The organism is Paenibacillus sp. FSL R7-0652 (genome assembly GCF_038595045.1).
Classification (GTDB): Bacteria; Bacillota; Bacilli; order Paenibacillales; family Paenibacillaceae; genus Paenibacillus.
In genome coordinates this window covers 829,838-850,804 of record NZ_CP152001.1, presented here as the reverse complement: position 1 = coordinate 850,804, position 20,967 = coordinate 829,838, and the positions used below count along the sequence as shown (strand labels likewise).

General features: G+C 46.7%; 19 protein-coding genes. 6 read left to right on the top strand and 13 right to left on the bottom strand.

The window, feature by feature from the left end; all coding sequences use genetic code 11:
* Positions 1-121 precede the first annotated feature (121 nt).
* Positions 122-1,006 carry a diacylglycerol kinase gene (locus MKY97_RS03930; RefSeq protein ID WP_342554209.1) on the bottom strand — a complete coding sequence of 295 codons (885 nt, stop codon included), beginning with the start codon at positions 1,004-1,006 and terminating at the stop codon, positions 122-124.
* 567 nt (positions 1,007-1,573) lie between these two features.
* Here MKY97_RS03930 and MKY97_RS03925 point away from each other — a divergent pair.
* A complete protein-coding gene (locus tag MKY97_RS03925; RefSeq protein WP_342556224.1) occupies positions 1,574-2,272 on the top strand; it encodes an NPP1 family protein in 699 nt (232 codons plus the stop codon).
* 137 nt (positions 2,273-2,409) lie between these two features.
* On the opposite strand, the gene MKY97_RS03920 is transcribed toward MKY97_RS03925, so the two are convergent.
* Together MKY97_RS03920 and MKY97_RS03915 are read right to left on the bottom strand one after the other, a co-directional pair.
* Positions 2,410-3,189, bottom strand: a complete 780-nt coding sequence (locus MKY97_RS03920; protein ID WP_342554208.1) for a CbiX/SirB N-terminal domain-containing protein — start codon at positions 3,187-3,189, stop codon at positions 2,410-2,412.
* Positions 3,190-3,192: 3 nt separating this feature from the next.
* Entirely contained in the window at positions 3,193-3,483 is a 291-nt protein-coding gene (locus MKY97_RS03915; protein ID WP_017690665.1) for a YerC/YecD family TrpR-related protein, read from the bottom strand.
* A 495-nt stretch (positions 3,484-3,978) separates the two neighbouring features.
* Here MKY97_RS03915 and MKY97_RS03910 point away from each other — a divergent pair, with 495 nt between their 5' ends.
* Positions 3,979-4,611 (top strand): tyrosine protein kinase, encoded by a 633-nt coding sequence (locus MKY97_RS03910; protein ID WP_342554207.1) that lies wholly within the window; start codon positions 3,979-3,981, stop codon positions 4,609-4,611.
* Positions 4,612-4,806: 195 nt separating this feature from the next.
* Positions 4,807-5,895: a DNA alkylation repair protein gene (locus tag MKY97_RS03905; RefSeq protein ID WP_342554206.1), complete on the top strand. Its 1,089-nt coding sequence runs from the start codon at positions 4,807-4,809 to the stop codon at positions 5,893-5,895.
* A 235-nt stretch (positions 5,896-6,130) separates the two neighbouring features.
* Here the strand turns inward: MKY97_RS03905 and corA are convergent, their stop codons facing one another.
* The 5 genes from corA to MKY97_RS03880 all read right to left on the bottom strand — a co-directional run bounded on the left by corA (position 6,131) and on the right by MKY97_RS03880 (position 11,297).
* On the bottom strand, positions 6,131-7,090 hold the full coding sequence (corA, locus tag MKY97_RS03900; RefSeq protein ID WP_342554205.1) for a magnesium/cobalt transporter CorA: 960 nt from the start codon (positions 7,088-7,090) through the stop codon (positions 6,131-6,133).
* 278 nt (positions 7,091-7,368) lie between these two features.
* On the bottom strand, positions 7,369-7,842 hold the full coding sequence (gene tnpA, locus MKY97_RS03895; RefSeq protein ID WP_138227108.1) for an IS200/IS605 family transposase: 474 nt from the start codon (positions 7,840-7,842) through the stop codon (positions 7,369-7,371).
* Between the two features lie 399 nt (positions 7,843-8,241).
* Complete coding sequence (locus tag MKY97_RS03890; RefSeq protein ID WP_342554204.1) at positions 8,242-9,231, bottom strand: inorganic phosphate transporter; 990 nt, start codon at positions 9,229-9,231, stop codon at positions 8,242-8,244.
* 14 nt (positions 9,232-9,245) lie between these two features.
* On the bottom strand, positions 9,246-9,863 hold the full coding sequence (locus tag MKY97_RS03885; protein WP_342554203.1) for a DUF47 family protein: 618 nt from the start codon (positions 9,861-9,863) through the stop codon (positions 9,246-9,248).
* A gap of 363 nt (positions 9,864-10,226) precedes the next feature.
* Positions 10,227-11,297 carry a DUF3048 domain-containing protein gene (locus tag MKY97_RS03880; protein ID WP_342554202.1) on the bottom strand — a complete coding sequence of 357 codons (1,071 nt, stop codon included), beginning with the start codon at positions 11,295-11,297 and terminating at the stop codon, positions 10,227-10,229.
* 345 nt (positions 11,298-11,642) lie between these two features.
* Between MKY97_RS03880 and MKY97_RS03875 the strand changes: the two genes are divergently transcribed.
* On the top strand, positions 11,643-12,182 hold the full coding sequence (locus MKY97_RS03875) for a DoxX family protein (RefSeq protein WP_342554201.1): 540 nt from the start codon (positions 11,643-11,645) through the stop codon (positions 12,180-12,182).
* Positions 12,183-12,337: 155 nt separating this feature from the next.
* Positions 12,338-12,550: a hypothetical protein gene (locus tag MKY97_RS03870; RefSeq protein WP_342554200.1), complete on the top strand. Its 213-nt coding sequence runs from the start codon at positions 12,338-12,340 to the stop codon at positions 12,548-12,550.
* A gap of 170 nt (positions 12,551-12,720) precedes the next feature.
* On the opposite strand, the gene MKY97_RS03865 is transcribed toward MKY97_RS03870, so the two are convergent.
* The 3 genes from MKY97_RS03865 to MKY97_RS03855 all read right to left on the bottom strand — a co-directional run bounded on the left by MKY97_RS03865 (position 12,721) and on the right by MKY97_RS03855 (position 15,078).
* Positions 12,721-13,506, bottom strand: a complete 786-nt coding sequence (locus MKY97_RS03865) for a class III extradiol ring-cleavage dioxygenase (RefSeq protein WP_342554199.1) — start codon at positions 13,504-13,506, stop codon at positions 12,721-12,723.
* 113 nt (positions 13,507-13,619) lie between these two features.
* Positions 13,620-14,450 carry an alpha/beta fold hydrolase gene (locus tag MKY97_RS03860; RefSeq protein WP_342554198.1) on the bottom strand — a complete coding sequence of 277 codons (831 nt, stop codon included), beginning with the start codon at positions 14,448-14,450 and terminating at the stop codon, positions 13,620-13,622.
* A gap of 394 nt (positions 14,451-14,844) precedes the next feature.
* The gene (locus MKY97_RS03855; protein WP_342554197.1) at positions 14,845-15,078 is read right to left on the bottom strand and encodes a hypothetical protein; all 234 of its coding nucleotides are present in this window, start codon (positions 15,076-15,078) and stop codon (positions 14,845-14,847) included.
* Positions 15,079-15,491: 413 nt separating this feature from the next.
* Between MKY97_RS03855 and MKY97_RS03850 the strand changes: the two genes are divergently transcribed.
* Positions 15,492-16,298: a hypothetical protein gene (locus MKY97_RS03850; protein WP_342554196.1), complete on the top strand. Its 807-nt coding sequence runs from the start codon at positions 15,492-15,494 to the stop codon at positions 16,296-16,298.
* A 237-nt stretch (positions 16,299-16,535) separates the two neighbouring features.
* Here MKY97_RS03850 and MKY97_RS03845 read toward each other — a convergent pair whose 3' ends face one another.
* Positions 16,536-17,501, bottom strand: coding sequence for an AraC family transcriptional regulator (locus tag MKY97_RS03845; RefSeq protein ID WP_342554195.1), 966 nt, complete (start codon positions 17,499-17,501; stop codon positions 16,536-16,538).
* Positions 17,502-17,783: 282 nt separating this feature from the next.
* Positions 17,784-20,945 carry a copper amine oxidase N-terminal domain-containing protein gene (locus MKY97_RS03840; RefSeq protein WP_342554194.1) on the bottom strand — a complete coding sequence of 1,054 codons (3,162 nt, stop codon included), beginning with the start codon at positions 20,943-20,945 and terminating at the stop codon, positions 17,784-17,786.
* Between the last annotated feature and the right edge of the window lie 22 nt (positions 20,946-20,967).

Below are 20,967 nucleotides of genomic sequence, written 5' to 3'. Positions count from 1 at the left end.
ATGCTGTTCTGAACGGAATCGAGGCTGCTCATCGTGAATTCCGAGCAAGGAACCTGATTCACGCCAAAAATAACGTTCCAAAATTCTAATGAATCTCAGAGACGTTATTTTAACGTAAAATTTATCGGTGGAACAGCTGCAGATGATGCTTTAGATTCGTAAACGCCGCCGGCAGCGTACCACCCAGTTCACCGTCCAGATTCAACTGCACATAACCTGGTGAAGTGACTTCCATGTGGTCCGTCTGGAAATGAACCACCTTTTTGTCATTCAGATGCTCTCCGCGCAGCGCCAGCGTAACAAGCCGGATCATATCAGCCAAGTTGCATTTGCGCACACCGATTACATCGAACAATCCATCATCAATGGTTGCCCCTGGAGCCAGCTTCTCGAAGCCGCCGACAGAATTCGTATTGGCAATAAGAAACAGCATGAATTCATCATGAATTTCTTCCTGACCATTCGCACGAATGATTAACTCCTGCGGAGACAGGCTTGCCATTTTCTCAATACCCTTCATATAATAGGCCAGCTGCCCAATCATCGTTTTCAAACGACTCGGTACTTCATAGGTCAGTTCAGTTAACGATCCGCCGCCGGCGATGTTGATAAAATACCTGTCATTCGCCTTGCCCAGGTCAAGCGGCCGCGTCTGCTGCTGAATGACCAGATCCACATAATCTTCCCATTGTCTTGGAATCCCGAGCGCACGTGCAAAATCATTTGTCGTCCCCAGCGGGAATACACCCAGCGGAGGGCGGTTCTCCCGCTCGGCCATACCATTAATGACCTCATACAATGTTCCGTCGCCACCAGCAGCAAGAATCATGTCATATCCGCGTTCAATCGCAATTTCCGCTTCCCGGGTCGCATCGCCTTCTCCCGTTGTTGCGTGACACGAAGCCTCGATGCCGCCTTGATCCAAACGCTGCAAAATATCAGCCAGACGTTTCTTCATTTCTTCCCGGCCTGAAGTCGGATTATATATCAATCGAGCTCTTTTCATCTGATACGCCACCTATTCCACATTATCCATGAGTCTGAACGACCTCATCTTCTTACGCTGCATCAGTCCACAAAGGGGCATCATTTAACATCTCTAACAACTTCCGTTAATCCTGCCCAAACATTTCGTTCTATATATTTCTATGCCGGAGGAATTTCGTCTCATTCCAAGGGCGATTGCTTCTATCATATCATCAAATGTAAAGATGTCCTAGCCTAATCCACCCGCCATTTTTGGCATATATCATAACTGTCGAAAGTCCCTTACCCAATAAACATAACCATGACTTCTTGAAACGAATTCCAGCTTCTCGCTTCTGCAAAAATAACCCGCTGATCTTCCATTCTGCCCGCTGGAACAGGAATTAATCTTCTTTCTCACCAAAGGCGTTCCTATATTATGACATAAATATACTGCAAATTTACAAATCTCAATATAAAAATATAAATAAAACCAATATTTTTCCAGTACCATTGAAGTACAGATGTAATCCATACATACCTCTCGCACACCACTACGTTTGCAAAGGAGAATTACAGTATGCGTAAAACCACAAAATTTGTACTCATGCTTATGGTTACCCTGCTGGCCTGCCTACCGCTGGGCACCACCGCAGAAGCTGCCGTCATTAATCATGATCAGGTGGTCGGTTTCCAGGAGGTCACCCCCGTGACAGCCATGCAGATCACAGCCAAACGTTTTCAACCTTTTCTCAAGGTCTATCATGGATGCGTGCCTTTCCCTGCCGTTGATGCACAGGGCAATACCAGTGCAGGTTTGGCTACGTCCGGATCACACAATGGTGGGTGCAGCTCCAACCTGGGCCAAGTCTACTCCCGCTCCGCTTGGCACAATGGGGTGTGGGCGATCATGTACGCATGGTACTTCCCTAAAGACAATCCTTCCCCAGGACTTGGGCATCGTCATGACTGGGAAGGCATTGTGGTATGGGTCGATAATCCGGCTGTCGCCAATCCGAAAGTACTCTCAATCGCCTATTCAGGTCATGGGCAGTTCACCAAAGTGGCACCAAGCAGCAGTAACATGCAGGGTGATCACCCGAAAATCTCATATAACAGCACCTGGCCGCTCAACCATGAGCTTGGTGTAACCAACGTTGTCGGAGGAACACAACCTCTGATCGGTTGGGACGACCTGACTCCAGCAGCACGTAATGCACTGAACACAACAGACTTCGGCAGTGCCAATGTACCTTTTAACGATAACAACTTTGCGAACAACCTCAATAAAGCCTGGTTTAGATAACGGTTAGACGTTTTTTCACTTATCAGGTTCCTGATCTTACTTTTAAGGATTATATTATTCCCACGTTTAACTATAGGCACTTACACCAAAAAACCACGTCCTTGGACGTGGTTTTTCGTGATGCTAAAATTCGGCGATTAATCTTCACCGCTGCCACACTGCTCCAGCAAAAAGTGGATCTGCCGCTCCAGCCACTGCCCAAGAAGCGGATGAGGCAGCAGCGTTTCCCCGCTGTATGCATACACCAGATCCTTAAGCCGGCCTGGGATAACGCGCTGTGTAAAATAACCGGCACTCAAAAACAGCGGCGCCACAATGACACGGCTTCCACGCTCTTCACTCCAGTATTTTGCCTTCTCATATACACTTTCCGGGTTCAGCAGCGCATAGTCCGTATGAGCGACTCCGCTAACCTGCTGCACTCGTTCGGCAAGAGAGGAAATACCTGCTTCCCAGCGCTGACGGAATCCATCATGGACGCTTCCATGTCCCACGAGTAAGATCGTCTCCTTCTCCGGATGCTGTGATAGCGTTCGGACCTTGTCCCATACCATCACCGCAATATCAGGATCATTATCCACCGGATAACCGAAATGAATTCGAGCTTTAACCTCAAACGGTTCAAGATCGGTTTCACGTTCGGGAGCATCTTTGGCTCCGATCGCATATTCAATCTCATCCACATGAGTGCTGCCGGAGGACACAAACAGAGGCACAACCAAAATATCAGTTACCCCTTGGGCTTCCAATCGGTTAATACCATCCTGTATCAAGCGCCCCTCCACCAATTCCAGAAATCCGGCTTCAACAGGTAACGGTTCAGGCAGACGCAGCCGGGAAATCGCGTCATCGACGGATTCCACCCAGGTCTTCTCCTGAGAACCGTGACTAATGATGAGAACACCCGGCTTCTTCATAAACTAGCGCCCCAGGCGTTCCAGCGTCATTTTATAACCGTCATTACCATAATTCAGGCAGCGTTTCACACGCGAAATTGTAGCCGTGCTTGCGCCCGTCTCTGCTTCAATCTGATTATACGTGTTGCCTTTACCAAGCATACGTGCCACTTCCAGCCGCTGGGACATGGATTGAATCTCGTTCACGGTGCAGAGGTCATCAAAAAAGACGTAACACTCTTCAATATCCTTCAGAGTCAGGATAGCCTCAAATAATTGTTCAATGCTTTTATCATTTAGCTTTTTCAGCTGCATTATATCATCATCCCCTAGCGGTTACTGTGTACCTACATTGTACCTACCCTGAGTTGGTATTTCAAGCGTTAACGATTTCACGCACTACAGAACAAAAACACATGTTACCGCTTACAAATAGTACTATTGTCCTCTACAGGTGGACACTTACTGTGAATATCGTGTATTTTCGCCATATAAGGAACACATTTCCGATTATTCGCGTAGGATTTTACACAATATAATTGTTACAAAATTGTGTCCGATTTTCATTTTTCTTCCTCATTAGAGCTTCTAAACATTAACGCAGGACCTGCGCCCAAATCCGCAAATATCCCGTTTTCCGTGACACCCGCCTACGCCGCGTCTCCGCGAATGACATACAGTATATCAAAAGGGAGTTCCACCCTGCTTACTGCTGCTTTATTTGACCAATATTTCTCAAAAAAGAACGTAATTTCTGAATCCATGGTGGAACGCAATTCCAGAATCCAAATAGAAGGAACGTGATCGTTCATGCCACAGCATTATTACCATCGTCAGCCAGGAACACGGCAGCGTCCGGCTCCTCATGGTCAGCGGCAGGCCCGCACATCTGCCTATGTACCGTATGGCAGCGTCCCGCGCTCTTTGAATGAATCCCAGATTCAGCCTATGTATCCCGGCGTTGATCCGCATTACCCGGGCTTCGCCGAAGTCGAAGCATCCGGTCTTGTACCTTACGGGCAGGGTACATCCGGCGGCAGCTTCTACGGAGGCGGCACTCCGGCTGCTCCAGTTGTTCCAGCTCCGGCACCCGCCTCTTCCGGCAGCTCAGGCTTTTCCCTCGCTAATCTGGGTGAATTAAAAGGCATGATTGACCGCTTCGGAGGTATCGACGGGATCATGAATGGCGTTGCCAAAATGCAAAAAGTCGTAGGCGGCATCCAGCAGATGGCACCGATGATGAAACTCGTGATGGGCATTCTGCCTTTTGGAAAAAATAAGAACAGCAGCAGCGAGGCTGACGCCGATTACGAAGAATACTCGAAGCCCCGTCCACGTAAACGCCGTAAAAAAACAACAGGTACACAGCGGAAACGCACCTCATCTCCGGCCCGCCGCAAAACAGCAGCAGCCAAACCGCGTCCCAAAAGACGCAAAAGCTAGCTCCATTCAGGCACTCCCTCTACGAAGGTGGGTGCCTTAACTTGGTTCTAAGACAGTAACCGTCTCTGCCTTTGCTCCGCAATATAAGCCTATTTCAGATCGCATTACTGAAAATAAAAATCATAAATTTAGGAACTTATGTTCTTATATCTAGAAAATGAGGTATACTAGAGAATATACATAAGGAGGCAGACCATGGAACTGTTCAAAGACAAGTACACACCGGCTCTCATTGATCGGACGGGAGATCTGCTGCGTCAATTTTATCCTCAGCTGCAGAGTGGACAATTTCGGGAGTTGGTTTTCGCTGAAGGCTGGGAGGCACTGGAGTTCAAAGCAAGGATTCGCCGTATTACGGAAGCTTTGACCCAGGTGCTGCCGACCGATTACGAAGAAGCATTACATATTATTGAGCAGGCAGCTCCCCAGCTGCGTGGGGTTGAGTATCTTTTTGTGCCGGACTTCGTCGAATTGAACGGACTCGCACCAGATCAATACGAGCTGTCCATGAAGTATCTTGCGGTATTTACACCTTATTCAAGTTCCGAGTTCGCGGTGCGTCCGTTTATTCAGCGATATCCGCTTGAAACGATGAAACGGTTGATGGCATGGACCGAAAGCAGCAGTGAGCATATTCGCAGGCTTGCCAGCGAAGGCAGCCGCCCCCGTTTGCCATGGGGAGCCAAGCTTGGGGAATTTATCGATGATCCGACACCAGTACTCCCGATTCTGCATGCCCTCAGGCAGGACGAGTCCCTCTATGTACGAAAAAGTGTAGCGAATCACCTGAACGATATTTCCAAAGATCATCCTGACCTTGTACTGGATTTAGCCCAGTCTTGGCACGGCAAGCATCCCCATACCGATTGGATTATCCGCCATGCAAGCCGTTCGCTGCTCAAAAAAGGACACCCCGCTGCCCTGAGTCTGTTCGGCTACCACAAGCAGGAGGCCGTTCATATCGAAAACCTGAAGCTTGAACGGGATCAGATTGCTGCAGGTGAGGATCTTTATTTTTCATTCGATGTGGTCAATACAAGCGGCGCTTCGCAAAGGCTGAGGATTGAATATGAGATTGGTTATATGAAAGCTAACGGCAGACAAGCACCTAAACGATTCAAATGCTCTGACAAAATGTATGGTGAAGGCCGCAGTGTGATTAATACAAAACAATCATTCAAATTCATTACGACACGTAAATATTACGCGGGTCTGCATACACTTACAATCGTTCTCAACGGACAGGAGACAGAAACTGTTTCGTTCATACTTGAGGTAGGCTAAAGCTTTGATTCCTGGATGTCATTTAACTCTGTATTAGCTGTGCACAAGTTTACAAGAGCGAATGACTTATGCACATGTGGATAGAAAAACGAAACAAAGAGATGTCCGTCCGCTCAGAGGGACAGTTCATCATAAGCAGACACCAAAGGCCGCCAGGCAGCATTCCTTCGAGCAGATGGATATCGTTTGCCCGAAAGTTCGCCAAGCGGCCTATTATTTCATCAACCATCCCTATCTACTTAAACCAGCCGCGCTTCACAAACCAAGCCACCATGCAGCCGCCCAGTACAAACATCAACAGCAGCACAGCACCATAGCCATATTTCCATTGAAGCTCCGGCATATGAGCGAAGTTCATTCCGTAGATACCCGCAATTAAAGTCAGCGGCATAAATACCGTCGTTATTACGGTCAGCGTCTTCATAATCTGGTTCATCCGATTCGAATTCAGTGATATATAGCTATCGCGCAGGTCCGCCGTCATCTCCCGATCAGCTTCGATCATATCCGTCAGTTTGAGCAGATGATCATAAATATCCGTAAAATAAGCGGTATGTTCCCCCGTTCGCTGTACATGCTGTGAATTAATCACCCGATAGAGGAGATCACGCATCGGAACGACAGTGCGTCTGAGCTTCAGCAGTCGACTGCGCAGGTCAAACACCTGATTCATCAACTCTTCCACAGACTCCTGTCCTCCTCGGTTCTCCAGTTCAGCCAGCTCGTCTTCAATAGCAAACAGCGATGGAAAATAATGATCGACCAGTTTGTCCATCACGGTATACGCCGCCGCGACCGGACCTCTAGCCCAGATGGTACGTTCATGGGCATGTTTCAGCAGTCGGTCCCAGGCTTCATCGATCTCCTCCAGTCTCCCATGATGAAAGGACACCAGAAAGTTCGGCCCCAGGAAAAGATCTACCTCCTCCGCCTCCAGCGTAGTCGGATTCAGCGCATGTAATACAAGGAACTGTAAATTCTCATAATAATCCAGTTTGGGACGCTGCAGGACATGCAGACAATCTTCAATGGCAAGCGGGTGAAAATGAAAATATGTATCCAGCAGCCGGCTTTCTTCCTCTGTTGGCTGGTTGAAATCTGCCCACACCCAGGCATAATCATTCAAATCCAGCTCCTCAAGCGGCATGTTAACGGTGACTTGATGATCCCGTGTAATTGCAAGTGTACGAATCATGGATTAGACCACGTCCTTGTCTCTTGTCGATGTTCTTCCTTTATTATTATACAACGCCGTACGCAGCACATCTTCCTTCATGCAGCGTTACTCCCGATCCTTTCACTTACAGCATACACGCCAGTTCGTATGTAACAATCAGGACCACCCGTCCAACGGGTGGTTTGCTCTTGGGGTATAACCCCCTGTTGCCAAACTGCGCCTAAAGACGCTAGCCTGACAGCAGGGCTGTTCAGGCTCAGTGTAATTTGTCTCTTTCACTTACCAGTAAACTGGTTTTACTTCTTTTTGCTTCGATTACTGCTGAATGGATCTTCGTATTCTTTTACACTCAGCTTATCTACCGCCTGATCATGTGCTTCTTGCTCACGAATATACTTTCTTACGGTTGCTTCATTTAGACCCACTGTGCTCACATAGTACCCTTCGGCCCAAAATTTTCGATTTCCGTATTTATACTTAAGCTGGGCATGTTTTTCGAAGATCATGAGCGAACTTTTTCCCTTTAGATATCCCATAAACGTGGAGACCGCAATTTTTGGAGGGATGGCTACTAACATATGGACATGATCGGGCATCATGTGACCTTCTATGATTTCGACTCCTTTGTACTTGCACAAACGTTTAAAGATTTCGATTAAATCTCTTCTCACTTGATTATAGATTTCTTTCCGTCTATACTTCGGGGTGAACACAATGTGGTACTTACACATCCACTTTGTGTGAGCTAGGCTGTAGCTCTTGGTTGCCATGAATGACCATTCCTTTCTTTTTGAGCCTGAACATCTCAATTGTATTGGAATGGTCATAATGGTCAAACCCTTCATCCCTCCACCCGCATAGCGGGTGGTTTTTTGTTTCGCGCGTTTCACGCACTCAACTGGCTAAAGCCATAACAAAAAAAGCCAACCCGGTTGGCTTCTCTCATTTCCCCTATCCACAGTTCCCTGTATCCACAGGAAGGTTTCTTTTGGTTTATCATTCCACGGATGGCTATCCACATATCCAGCCTGTCCACACCTTCGTGCACAGGCATTTCCTCAACTCATTGTATAATTATCCACATATCCCGATATTCACATCGTTATAAACAGGTTCGCGCCCCATCTCGTTATCCGATCGACGTGCCGAGCATTTCTGTTGATAACCGTCTAAAAAATAATCCAGTACAGCAGACCAGCAAGTGCTCCCGTAATAGGAATCGTAATAAACCACGTAATAATGATGCGTCCAGCCAGTCCCCATTTTACAGCTGAGAATCGTTTCGCTGAACCTACACCCAGAATCGCGGATGTAATTGCGTGTGTCGTACTTACCGGAAGGTGCAGCAGTGTTGCTGAGAAAATAACGGAAGCAGCAGATAAATCGGCCGCAAAACCGTTAATCGGTTCGATTTTGAAAATTTTAGTCCCCATCGTTTTGATGATTTTCCATCCACCAACCGATGTCCCCAGGGCCATTGCTGTCGCTGCAGAAATTTTAACCCACAGCGGTACTTCCAGATGATCCTGTACCTTGGCTGCCACAAGTGCAAAAGTGATAATCCCCATCGCTTTTTGCGCATCGTTGGTACCATGAGTGAATGCCTGCAGAGCAGCCGTAAAAATCTGTACTGTACGAAAGCCTTTATTCACATTGTGTGGACTTCGTTTAGCAAACACATATTTGAGAATCGTCATCACGATATAACCTATTGCAAAAGCAATCAGAGGTGATAACAGCAAACCTGCGACGATATCGATGAATCCAGTCCATTTCACTTTGTCCGAGCCGGCTCCAACGAGCACAGCACCAGCGAGGGCTCCGATCAATGCATGTGAAGAAGATGAAGGAATTCCAAACCACCAGGTGACCAAATTCCAGATAATCGCGGCAATCAAGGTGACGATGACGACCTCGATCCCGTTATCCAACTTGGTGGGGTCCGTCACACTCCCCCCAATCGTCTTTGCAACACCTGTAAACATCATCGCACCGACAAAGTTCATCACAGCCGCCAAAATAATCGCGCGGCGCGGCGTTAGTGCACGTGTAGATACCGATGTTGCAATGGCATTAGCCGTGTCGTGGAACCCGTTGATGAAGTCAAACGCCAGTGCAAGGAAGACGACTATACCTAATACCCAAATCGTTGTTTCCATTATTCTCTGGCTCCTTAAGAATTACGCATGATGATGGATTCAAGAACGTTCGCTACATGCTCGCAAGCATCCGTTGTTGTTTCAAGGCGTTCGTATATTTCTTTACGCTTGATCAATTCAATCGGATCGGACACAGTAGCGAAGAGATTCTTGATACAGTTACGCAATACTTCGTCGCCTTGGTTTTCCAAATCATTCAAACGAATCGTATATTCACGAATCGCCAGCAATTTTTTCTGGGACAGTAAATGAATCGCCTTCTGAATTTCGTAAGCCGATTCGCGCAAAATCTCTGCAAATTGAACGATATATTCGTCCGGTTCAACCAATTGGTACATATAGAAACGGGAAGCCGTTGCTTCGATTCCGTCCAATACGTCATCAAGAGTCGTTGTCAGTTCCATAATATCATCGCGTTCGATCGGCGTGATAAATGTTTTGTTGAGTTCTGTAATGATCGTGTGCACGTAGTCATCACACTGAGACTCGTACTTCTTCATTTCATTAGCAAAAAGAGTTACATCCTGAAGGTTGGAAACATGCTGGGAGAAATAATCTGCCGCCTGAACAACCGTATCTGCCATGCTCTCCAGTGTTTCAAAAAATATGTCCTTCTTCTTCTTAATCTTCATAGCTCTATCCCCTCTTCGAGAAATTGCGCCGATAACCGATGAAACATGAAATGACAACCTTTGATATCTTATCATATTTGTTTCATGGTTTGTACAAAACCTGCGATCCTTTTTTATATTCTTCTCATATAAACCTGAAATGAATCTTAATTATTTGGAATTATGGCAAAATCAGACTCTGATTTTACACTGCGTTTACAAAACTCCTGGAAAACTGTTCCGGAGACCAGCTTTTATTTTCAAAACAAGCATATCTATTCAGATAGAAGTCTTCATTAAGCGACACCTTTTTCACTGTTTTCTTCATTCCTAGAACTGTATTCTGCTGGTGTGAAATCCAACAAATGATTTGCATGCTTTCTCTTATGACTTAGTCAGTGTCACATGATCAGAAAAATTCGGATGGTTCGGTACGATGTTAATAAAGGTTTTACCCGGTATAAGATTGACTTCCTGCCCATCATGAAGGAAACGAATAATATCCCCTTCTTTTTTAACCCACTGCCCGCGAATCATTTTGCCCTTCTGAAACAGCATCGCGTCACCGCCCTCATCAACGTTCACGGACAATCTGCCCACATCGTCGAGCACCTTATGATCAGCTCCGGCTGCAATGATATTCGATGCTCCAAGCTGAATGCCGTTATTTTTGTCCTCATCTGGCTTCCCGTTCACCATTCTCATATATCGTCCGCTAACTTCATCATATTCATACGTAACTTTATAACTATTTAATAAATAATGGATATCCAATTGCTTTACAGTCTCCCCTGCGGCTGCTGATCCTTCTTCATCATACTTGTACACAGGAGACTGAAATTCGTGGCTGAACCCTTTCTTCTCTGCACCTTCTCTTAGCTTGTCCACAGAGGTATACAAATTGTGCGGTGCTTTTCGGTCTTTGGAACGCCAGAAGTAAGGCCCGCCATTCGAAATTTCATCCATATGCTGTTTCCGCTGTTTTTGCAAAATCGAATAGGCTTCCGGGCTGCCTCCGGCATGAACAAGCACCCCGTCATAACTCTCGCCGAGTTCAATAAGATATGGGCGAATGCTGCGTACGGGACCAACTGTCTCTGCTCCGCCTTCACTCTGGAAAATGGCAATGAAACGGGTGATGCCGCCTTCAGCGAGCACTTCAATGATAATGTCCGCTGCGCTCATTCCCGATTGAGGACGTGCTGCTGGCGCATTGTTAATCATCACCGCCAGCGGTCGCTGTGCAGCAGCTTTCTCAACGGCCAGTCCCGTGAAAGGAGCTCTAAAGCCAGAATCAACAGGTTCCTCCACCGCTTTCTCTTCCTGAATCGGAGCCGGCGCTGGCTCGGGTTGGGGGATTTGCGCAGTCTCCTTACTCTGGCAAGCAGCAAGACTCAAGGCAAGAAGGCAGATGGATAATGCCGATACGGTTTTGTTCCAAGAAAACGACTTCAATATAGAACCTCCTGAATGATTTGGCTGAATCGCTCTTTGCGCAGCATGTGATATTCCTCTCATGCAGACAACCATCTCACGTATTTCCTTCCATTTAATCACAACGCTTCCGTTTTGTCTGCGCCCTGTAAACCTTGTCCCAGCTCAAAAATCGATTTTGAATCACGAAATGAGCAGATAAATGTGTCCTAAATGTGAACTCCTCAAACCTTACTTAAAATTTGAACTAGATTGTGATTTTAATCACAAACAAAAACACTGCAGGACTATACAATAAAGACATCAAAGGTGATCACTTAGAAAAACAAAAACAACACACTAGATTCCATAAGAGGAGTGGTTTATATGTTCAGCTTCAACCAATGGCTTAGAGAAAACAAAGTGGCAATGTGGATTTTAACAGTACTTCGGGTGTATATCGGTTATGACTGGATGACTCACGGATGGAGCAAATTGACCGGCGGATTCCAAGCTGGCGGGTTCCTCGCTGGAGCACTTGAAAAAGCAACAGGCGATCATCCAGCCGTGCAGGCTTGGTGGGCAACTTTCCTTGAAAAATTCGCAATTCCGAATGCCGGACTGTTCGACTTCGTCATTCCGCTCGGTGAATTCCTGGTAGGTTTGGGACTCATTCTCGGATGCTTCACAACACTTGCAGCGCTGATGGCAATGGTCATGAACTTCGCGTTCCTCTTCTCGGGAACAGTGAGCACAAACGCTCAACTGGTAGTGATGGAAATCTTCATCGTCGTAGCTGGTGCAAATGCTGGTAAAATCGGTCTGGATCACTGGGTACTGCCTTACCTTCGCGGACTTTTCAAAAAAGACAGAACGATGCAGCCTACAAACACACCAACCATCACACCAACGAAAAAAACGGCTTAATCGCTAAAACATAAGAAATGCGGCCCTGCTTCCTCCCCTTGAAGCAGGGCTTTTTAACGGCCTGATTTCTATCGCCAGCTGCCTCTCACTTGCTCACCTTTGGAATCCCATATTATGATGGAGTTAAAAGTTTATCATCGTAAAGGAGTATTCCTATGCCCATTCAGCGCCGTCTTGAAACTGACGCCGATTTTCAGGAAGCCATGACCTTAAAACATAAAATCCGCGTATTTAAAGATAACCACCAGATCGACTCTGGAGGTGTTATAATCCGATTCGATGAAAAAACCGTTGTTGTGCAGTCCAGTGTAAGCGAACTGGCCTACCACTCACGTGCAGCTTGTGAGCTTTTTGAAATCCGAAAATAGTCTTATGCTGTACTGGAGGCGAAACTTCATATACAGAAGCGTGTGATACCTCTTGGACGCGATATTTCCGAACACAAAAAAGGTTCCTGCAGTCAGCCAGCTGACAGCAGGAACCTTTTGCTTGTTTATATTCAACGATATTGATCTATTCTGTTCTCATCTTCTCCAAGTTATATGCTGTCACCAAACTGCCAGCAATTCAAACTTAATGTGCCGCAGGCATACGATTGAAATAATCGCTTCGCGGTGCGAGACATATCCGCTGTGCCCATGGCATAGAACAACGGGGCAAGATGTTCCATGCCGTATGACGGAACTGCCGTCCGAGCATGAGGGGCTTTTTTTTCATACAGAAACAATTCTCTGGTATTCCACTGCTGCAGACGCTCAGCGAGCCAGTCATCAAATTCTACGGCCCAATCCTGCGGCTCATCATCTTGTGCAAGCATTCTGAGGTTATGCACCGTCCCGCCACTACCGATCATGAGTACATTATCATGCCTGAGCTGTTCCAGCATACGCCCAATATCATACTGCTCTTGCGGGGAACGCAGCGAGTCTACCGATACGGCAATAACCGGAATGTTCGCTTCAGGATACATATGCAGCAGCGGCACCCATACGGCATGATCCAGCCCGCGTCCTCGAACAGGTCGATGTGACAAGTTGCTGCGCGAGAATAACGCACAGATCTCATCCGCAATCTCGGTCTGCCCAGCCGCAGGGTACTGTATGTTATACATCGCCGGAGGGTATCCATAAAAATCATGCAGGGTCTGATGGGATTCATCCATCGTCACCGAAGGCTCGGGAGAATCCCAGTGTGCGGTGAATACAACGATGGCCTTTGGAGCCGGCAGCCTGTCTCCAAGCTTGTTCAAAAATTGAGTGTAGTCACTGCTCTCCAACGCCAGAGTGGGAGAACCATGCGCAATGAATAGTGCAGGTAATGTCATTGCTGCCAACCTCCAGACACGGATAGGATGCTTACCCCTCTATTTTACCCCGAAGAAGCCGCTTTTCCAAGTTAATACCCGTGACTTTTGAATTATGACGTTCGGCTTATCCCTTAGATCATCCAGTGCTGCCAGTTCTCTTCAATCTTCTGACGCTCTCCGAGCCATTCTCTCGTACGTGTAATCAGTTGTTCACGCTCTTTACCGGATGAGAAGGTATGGTTGCCCTGGAAAATGATTTCCTTGTCGCAGCGCCCTTCCTGACGCATCCAGAACACTTTCTGATAGAGAAAGGCATAGTCTACAGGGATGACCTCATCTGAAGTACCGTGTACAACCAGCACATCCCCGTTAAACTTCACCGCTTCCTGAAACGGTTGATGCTCTGCAAGTGACTCGAAAAATTTAGGTGTGAATTTATACCCCAGATAATCGGCAGTCCCTGTTCTTACCCCCTCGTCATACACGTCCCGCCCTGTAATCTTCACAATATCATTGAACGGGTAACCAACAGCCGACCACATGACCAGATTTTTAACCCGTTTGTCTCGTACAGCGGTTAACAGCGCAACCGCTCCGCCCAAGCTGTGTCCAATCAAAGTCACACGTGTAGGGTCGACATCGCTGCAGTTCACAGCATAATCGAGCACAGAACGCGTCTGCTGTACCATAGACTCCAGCCCTTCCGCTCCGTATTCACCGCTGCTCTCTCCGCAGCCGATGTAATCGAAACGCAGCACCAGATAACCGTCTTCCGCTAGTTCACGAGCTGTCTTCACAAATAATCGATCCACGCCAATCCGGCTTCCCACAAAGCCATGGCAGATGACAGCCAAGGGGACGCGCTGCTGGCGTGTCTCCTCTTTGATATCATGTACAACCGGATAGTGAATCGTTGCGGTTAACTCCTCTTCTCCGTGTCGGATGCTGATCTGACGTTCCATACCGATTTCCCCTTTCCATGGTGACCTTGCGATTGGTTTCCTTGTTATATATTCAAATATTGCGCATTAATTGTATTTAATCCGATAAGTTTAGTAAGTATTAAGAAGATATTAGTATATTATCATCCCCACACCTGCAAGTCAACGCGTGAAATGACATCACTATTTCGGGTACCGGTTTTCTTTTTCACTCATTATCCTACAAAAAAAAGAGCCTGGCTGTATTCAGCCCGGCCCCGCATATTTCTGTCCTATTGCCATTCAGTTCCTACATCCATTCTATGTGCATTTTTCATTCGTGAAAACATTTAAAAAGCCTAACGCTGAAACAAGCATCGCTTTTGCTAACCTATCGTAATCATCGTCTTATGGTATGCTGCTTACGATCACGTTCTCACTCGTAGCTCCTGCGAAACATCGAATGGGTCTCGATTCGTCCGCTCCACTCATGCTGCTGACCTTCCCCGTCGTTGTTCCAAAAGCTTCGTCCCTGCAGATTATGATCGTCCAGCTCGTCGCTGAATTCCGCATCCTCCACTGCCTCGTTCATCGGCACCACTTCATCAACGACACCACGTGAGTTGCTGTTGAGCAGCATCTTTCGTGTCAGATCTGATTGCTTATCCATTTTGAACACCCTCCTATCCATCATTTCGGTTTGGAAATGCTACTATTGTGATGGATTAGGCAGCTCTTTATGCATGGTTCACAGAATCGTTGCTTCTTCCGATCGAGCAGTGTATATTCACGCATTCACGGGGGAAAATAAAACCAAAATTACAGGCACTCCTGTCCCGGAAGCCTGTTAACGGAAAGGAAGAAACTCATGGCACATCTACTTGGATGGATTCAGCATCATGGAAAACTGGTGCTCTTATGTACCTGTGTTGTGCTTGCCTGCATCGGGCTTTGGGTGAACCATAAGCAGTTATTTTATAAGGAATGACTTTGCGAAACGAGAGGCCTTCCCGTATACTAAAATACCGTCAGGGTCTTCGTGGAATGGAAGATCAGAACGTGTGAAGACAGGGGGAGCAATCATTGGGGATTTCCTATAAAAAGCTGAAAGAATTACAAAATCGGCAGATTACAGAGATGGGCCGGATGACACCGGATAACGTACAATTGTATGACCGGATCAGCACCATTGCACGGCAGGCACCAGTAGACGAGAGAACACAGGAAGAATGGATTCTCGCTGCGGGAAAAGCCATCGTACAAGCGCAGCAGGATAACAAATCTGCACGTGAACTGTACGGACCTGATCTTGAAAAAGATATTTATGTACAGCTTGGAGTACATGATGCAGATGATTCACATACAGAACCGCAGACGAATGCTGCCAAGCCCAAAGATGCAGGAAGACCAAGCAAGAAATCCAACGCCGTCTCAGAGCAGACAGTCGATCATGCGGATACGACAGAACCTGTGAAACGAACACCTAAATGGTATGTCATGATTGCTTGGACAGCTGTATCCGTTGTGCTGCTCATCCAGGGCTGTGCAGGGCTGTTCTTCGGTTGGACAGATGGAGACACCGAAGCATTTGAACATATCAGTCTGTTCTCTCTCATTATTGCCGCTGTAGGCGGGATTGCGCTCGTAGAGATGCTGCGCCGATTAGCAGAGCGCCCTGATGACCAAGGAGAAGACAAACACGTGATGCCTAAGGTGAACGTTCGTGGCATTGCCATTTACATTGTCATTGTTGTACTGGTACTCTTTGTCGGTTATCCACTTCGGGATAAACTTCCCGTGTTTTACATGGCTCCATGGGTAAGTACAGTTATTGGCGTTGTTGGGCTTGTCTTGATCCGTCCTGTTTTTGGGCAAAAGAAGCAGGCGTAAACCCGATGAATACGGCTTTCCATATTCACTTCTAACCACTACATTTATACCCACCAGGTTGATTTCAATTCAAAAAGATGATCCACGATTATACACGGATCAGCATGATTTTTATTGAGAGAAACATCATATAAAGCCTCTTATTTGCTTAGTGTATTTTTTAAGGGACCGCTCGGTCCCTTTTCTGTTATATGTTTTATTTGTTATTAGGGTTTCTTCCCCTTCGCCAGCAGCTGTTTAGGGCTGATCTTGATTATTGTGAAAAGACACGCTCTGCCTCAGTTGGAGCTGATTGCGGTGCTTCACACCTCTGCCCGGTGTTTCCCCGAATTCACGTTTATACATGCGAATGAAATAATTCACTTCCATGCCTACGTTCTCCGCCGCTTCCTTCACACTAGCCTGAGGATGCTTGTTCAACCACTCCAGTCCTTTTTGCAGACGCCAGCGCTGCATGTATTGATGGCCCGTCACACCGTAATGCTGGTGAAACAAACGATTCAGATGCTGCACAGAGTAGCCTACGGCTTCGGCCACATGTTTCAATAACAGATCATCCTGATAATGTGCCTGCATCAAGGCCACTGCCCGGTTAAGCCCATCCATACCTGCATCCGAATTAACATGTACGCGTGAATCGCCCGTCCTGTACTCCTGAACAGCACCCCCAGGTTCTAATGAGGACTGTCCGGACCTTTTCTCCCTTAAAGGAGAGGAACATACTGTCGATGTCGATGTAATGGCTTGGGTTATATCAAGAACCAGCCTGTATACCAAAGCAGATGTATTCCACATGGATACCCTACCCTGATCCAGTGCTTCCCAGAGTTCCATCATTCGTGACCATATCAGATCGAACTGGGTTATTGTGGAAGGCGTTCTCTGAATTAAACCGGCCGTTTGAAGCACCAACGCTGCCGCATCACCGCCGATGCCGATGTACCCCAACTCTCCGCCATTTTTGGGGTGAGGAATGTATTCATGAGCTGTTTCTGATTCAAGTACAAACAGCTGCCCAGCCTGGATGACTACAGTCCCTTTTCCCGAAATGTTGAAATGTCCCCCACCGCCCCGTGCCAAAAATAACTGATGCACCGGAAAACCCTGGGGTCTATGCAGTCCTTTCTCTTCCTGCGTACCCACGCCGTACAGATACAAAGGCAATCGCGAATCCGGTTCCCCCGCCAAACGAAACGCTAACATTCCATCCTCCCTTTCGGCTCATGAACTGTCTCCTCTATGACTTCTATTATCCATCGTTTGTTACATCCCCAGCAATGACCTAAGGAACCCTTTTAGAAGCTTAATTACTGGAAAAATAAGGACATTGGTCACGTTAGATCATGGGAGTGATGGTTATGGTTAAAACAAAAACTACCTTCCCCGCAGGAAAGGTAGTTGATGAATCATTATACTTTTTTAGAAACTCGGAATCTGACTTAGAACTTCGGAACCTGACAAACAACTATTCGGACAGCACTTTGCTTATGAAGCAGGTGTGTCAGAAGATGGCACATTCGCCGCCGGTGGGTTCGCTGATGATTGAGCAGGCACCTCCACTGTGACTTTAGAAGCATTGGATAAGGCGTTACGAACGGATTGCTGCTGTGCAACAGAGAGAACATAAATTTGATACGTTCCAGAAGTTATTGTCTGTCCACTTGTATCTTTGGAAAGAGTTAATAACGTATCACCTTTCGTTAATTCCTGATATCTATCGGCACTGATACTGTTAGCCTCATCCAGTCCAAAACGGGAACCGTCCTTCACAATGAAAGCTCTGTATTGTGAAATACCCTGCTCATTGTCTGACTGAAGATTAACCTTTATGATTTGCCCTTCACTACTTGCAGTTACTACAGCTGCTTTTACATCGATCGGCTGTGCCTGCTGCTTCGCATTGATTTTGAATACATTAGAGCCACGAGACAGACTGGATTCTCTTGAATTGTTTTCTGACAAAGATAAGACAAAAACTTGGTACGATTTACTAGAATCAATCTTATTCCCGCTAACATCCTTTGTGAATGCAAATGGTTGAACATTCGCACTAGACCCGTTTTTAGGTACAGTCAGATAACTATTAGTAGAAGAGAGAACGGATTTGGCTGCAGCCAAGTTAAAAACTTCCGACTGACTTGAAGGCACGATCATTAAGGCATAGCTGGCGATCCCTGCATCATTTTGAGGTTTCGTGAAATTGATTGAAATGTCGGTTGCCTCTCCGGTTGCTTGTGCTGCTTCAGCAAATGTTACTGCGACATTACTTGCTTCCTGAACAGCAGAAGTCAAATTTAGCTTAACAACACCTGATGGTGACGATAAAGCATTTGACAGAGAACTGTTGTTATTCACAGCCATTACATAAACTCGATATTCCCCGCCGTTAACGATCGTGCTGCCATCTGTTGTTAAGGTTCCAACAGGCAGCCTGAACGAGGTGCTATTCGATTTATTTACAGCAGTATAAAATCTGCTGTCTAAAGAACTTGCGGTAGATAAACTCAATGAACTGTTCGCTTTTACAACAAATACACGGTACTGACTCACGTTCGCTTCATTCGCTGATCGGTTAAATGTCACTTGGATATCATTCGCATTACCGTTATCCGCCACATCAGCTGCAGTTACATTAGTCGGTGCACTTAAAGCTGCATTTTGTGTTAACGTGATTTGGGCCGAGGATGAAGATAGGGCATTCTGGCTCCAATTTCCGTTATTGTTTACCGACAGGACAAACACACGGTAAGGAAGGCCATTGGAGATCAGGTTCCCGAATGTGTCCCGTGTATTAGACTGCAGGTTTACTGTAAGATTGCTTCCCGTTTTATTTACCTGCGTGTAATAGCTTGACGAGTTGGCAGAATTCAGATTGAAGCTTCCTGCATAGCTTGCGGGCACTACAAACACGCGATAGTGAGAAATACTGGATTCATCTGACGCTTTGGTAAACGAGACACGCAGGTCAGATCCGTTCCCATTGTCCGCGATATCGGTAACAGACAGATTGCTCGCCACACCTGCAGTGCTGTTAGAAGTCAGTCTCAACACACTCGAAGAAGCTGACAGCGCATTGGTGTAGTTGTTCTGCTGCGTACCTGCTGCCATGACAAAAATCCGATAATCCTGCAAATTCGTTACGTTGTAACCGCTGGTGTCTCTCATATTCGAAGGCAGGTTAACCGTAATGTTATTACCTGTTTTATTCACCGTGTAATACAAGCTGGACGACAGATTGCTTGCTGTAGTCAGATTAAAGCTGCTTGCCACCGTATTGCGTACAACAAACACACGATAGTTCGCCACCTTCGACTCATCCGATGAACGGTTAAAGCTTACCTGAATGTCGCGTCCATCTCCATAATCCGAAATATCTCTCACTTGTGTAATGACTGGAGCTGATGCTGTGTTTACAGACAGCGTCAGGGAAGATGAAGCCGAGGACAGTTTGCTGTCTGTTGATGTATTCGTGCTTACAGACATGATGTAAACAACATAAGACGTTCCACTTTTGATCAGTTCGCCTGAAGTATCCCGCGATGAAGAGGTAAGCTGACTTTTAACTGTATTGGAGCTGCCTTTATAAATGATCGTGGAGTTGGCGTTAGATACTTTGTTCGCAGTATCCAGGTTAAACGATGATGCATCCTTCGCTTTCACAACAAAAGCGCGGTAGTACGTAATATTCGAAGTTGTGCTCGGCTGCGTGAAGTTGATCTCCATATCTCTACCATCACCATAATCGCTGACATCTGCGGCGCGCAGGTTCGTTACAGCCTGTACGGAAGAACGAACATTATTCAACTTCAAGCTCTGAGAAGACCAGCCTAACGTATTTTTGTAGTTATTGCTGCTGTTGCCTACAGTTAATACATATAAACGGTAGGTTTCATTGCTGTTTAACAGATCGCCATTAACATCACGTGTCTGGGCGTTGAGGGTAAGCTTCGGATTGCTGCCATTAGGTGTAATGGAGGTATAGTTCCCCGAAGGTACAGCTGCCGCTGCCGTTTCGTTAAAGGTGTTCACATTGCGCGTTTTCACCAGCATCACGCGGTAAGCAGATACCGTCTTCTCCGACATTGCACGTGTGAAGCTTACCGTCAGATCACGGCCATCTCCATTGCTGCCGGATACTGATCCATAGATATTCCATGCGGAATACTGTGTGTCGTCAATCGGCGGTTCAGATGCAGTTGTTGTTTTGATATCCACACGCTGATTACGTGAGTTCCAGAACACTTTTTCCCCAAAAGCTTCACTCACAAAACGAATCGGCACCATGGTATTGCCCTTGATTGTACTCGCAGGCACATCGAGTTTGGTCAGCTGTCCGTTGATATACGCAGCTTTGGAACCTAGGGTTAACGAAACCTCTTGGTCACCACGGGTTGCCGTAATCTTTTTGGTTTTGTTACTGTACTGCACATCCGCATCAAGTCCTTCAAAAATGGACCGCAGCGGAACGAGCACACGTCCAGCCTTCATTACTGGAGCCTGCATCGATGGCAGCTCGGTATCGTTAATATAAATGCTGATTCTTGCTGCTGCATCCATCACAGATAGTGGCAGCGCAGACATAAGCATGGCCGATACGGCCAGTGCTGACATCACCTTTTTCACTTGATTGCCTCCCGCTTTCCTCATAACCCTATCCCCAATCTCCCCA

What these genes read in the sequence shown, in the direction of transcription:
- MKY97_RS03930 (WP_342554209.1), bottom strand. Translation starts at nt 1,006, where the DNA reads ATGAAAAGAGCTCGATTGATATATAATCCGACTTCAGGCCGGGAAGAA.
- MKY97_RS03925 (WP_342556224.1), top strand. Translation starts at nt 1,574, where the DNA reads ATGCTTATGGTTACCCTGCTGGCCTGCCTACCGCTGGGCACCACCGCA.
- MKY97_RS03920 (WP_342554208.1), bottom strand. Translation starts at nt 3,189, where the DNA reads ATGAAGAAGCCGGGTGTTCTCATCATTAGTCACGGTTCTCAGGAGAAG.
- MKY97_RS03915 (WP_017690665.1), bottom strand. Translation starts at nt 3,483, where the DNA reads ATGCAGCTGAAAAAGCTAAATGATAAAAGCATTGAACAATTATTTGAG.
- MKY97_RS03910 (WP_342554207.1), top strand. Translation starts at nt 3,979, where the DNA reads ATGCCACAGCATTATTACCATCGTCAGCCAGGAACACGGCAGCGTCCG.
- MKY97_RS03905 (WP_342554206.1), top strand. Translation starts at nt 4,807, where the DNA reads ATGGAACTGTTCAAAGACAAGTACACACCGGCTCTCATTGATCGGACG.
- corA (WP_342554205.1), bottom strand. Translation starts at nt 7,090, where the DNA reads ATGATTCGTACACTTGCAATTACACGGGATCATCAAGTCACCGTTAAC.
- tnpA (WP_138227108.1), bottom strand. Translation starts at nt 7,842, where the DNA reads ATGGCAACCAAGAGCTACAGCCTAGCTCACACAAAGTGGATGTGTAAG.
- MKY97_RS03890 (WP_342554204.1), bottom strand. Translation starts at nt 9,231, where the DNA reads ATGGAAACAACGATTTGGGTATTAGGTATAGTCGTCTTCCTTGCACTG.
- MKY97_RS03885 (WP_342554203.1), bottom strand. Translation starts at nt 9,863, where the DNA reads ATGAAGATTAAGAAGAAGAAGGACATATTTTTTGAAACACTGGAGAGC.
- MKY97_RS03875 (WP_342554201.1), top strand. Translation starts at nt 11,643, where the DNA reads ATGTTCAGCTTCAACCAATGGCTTAGAGAAAACAAAGTGGCAATGTGG.
- MKY97_RS03870 (WP_342554200.1), top strand. Translation starts at nt 12,338, where the DNA reads ATGCCCATTCAGCGCCGTCTTGAAACTGACGCCGATTTTCAGGAAGCC.
- MKY97_RS03865 (WP_342554199.1), bottom strand. Translation starts at nt 13,506, where the DNA reads ATGACATTACCTGCACTATTCATTGCGCATGGTTCTCCCACTCTGGCG.
- MKY97_RS03860 (WP_342554198.1), bottom strand. Translation starts at nt 14,450, where the DNA reads ATGGAACGTCAGATCAGCATCCGACACGGAGAAGAGGAGTTAACCGCA.
- MKY97_RS03855 (WP_342554197.1), bottom strand. Translation starts at nt 15,078, where the DNA reads ATGGATAAGCAATCAGATCTGACACGAAAGATGCTGCTCAACAGCAAC.
- MKY97_RS03845 (WP_342554195.1), bottom strand. Translation starts at nt 17,501, where the DNA reads ATGTTAGCGTTTCGTTTGGCGGGGGAACCGGATTCGCGATTGCCTTTG.
- MKY97_RS03840 (WP_342554194.1), bottom strand. Translation starts at nt 20,945, where the DNA reads ATGAGGAAAGCGGGAGGCAATCAAGTGAAAAAGGTGATGTCAGCACTG.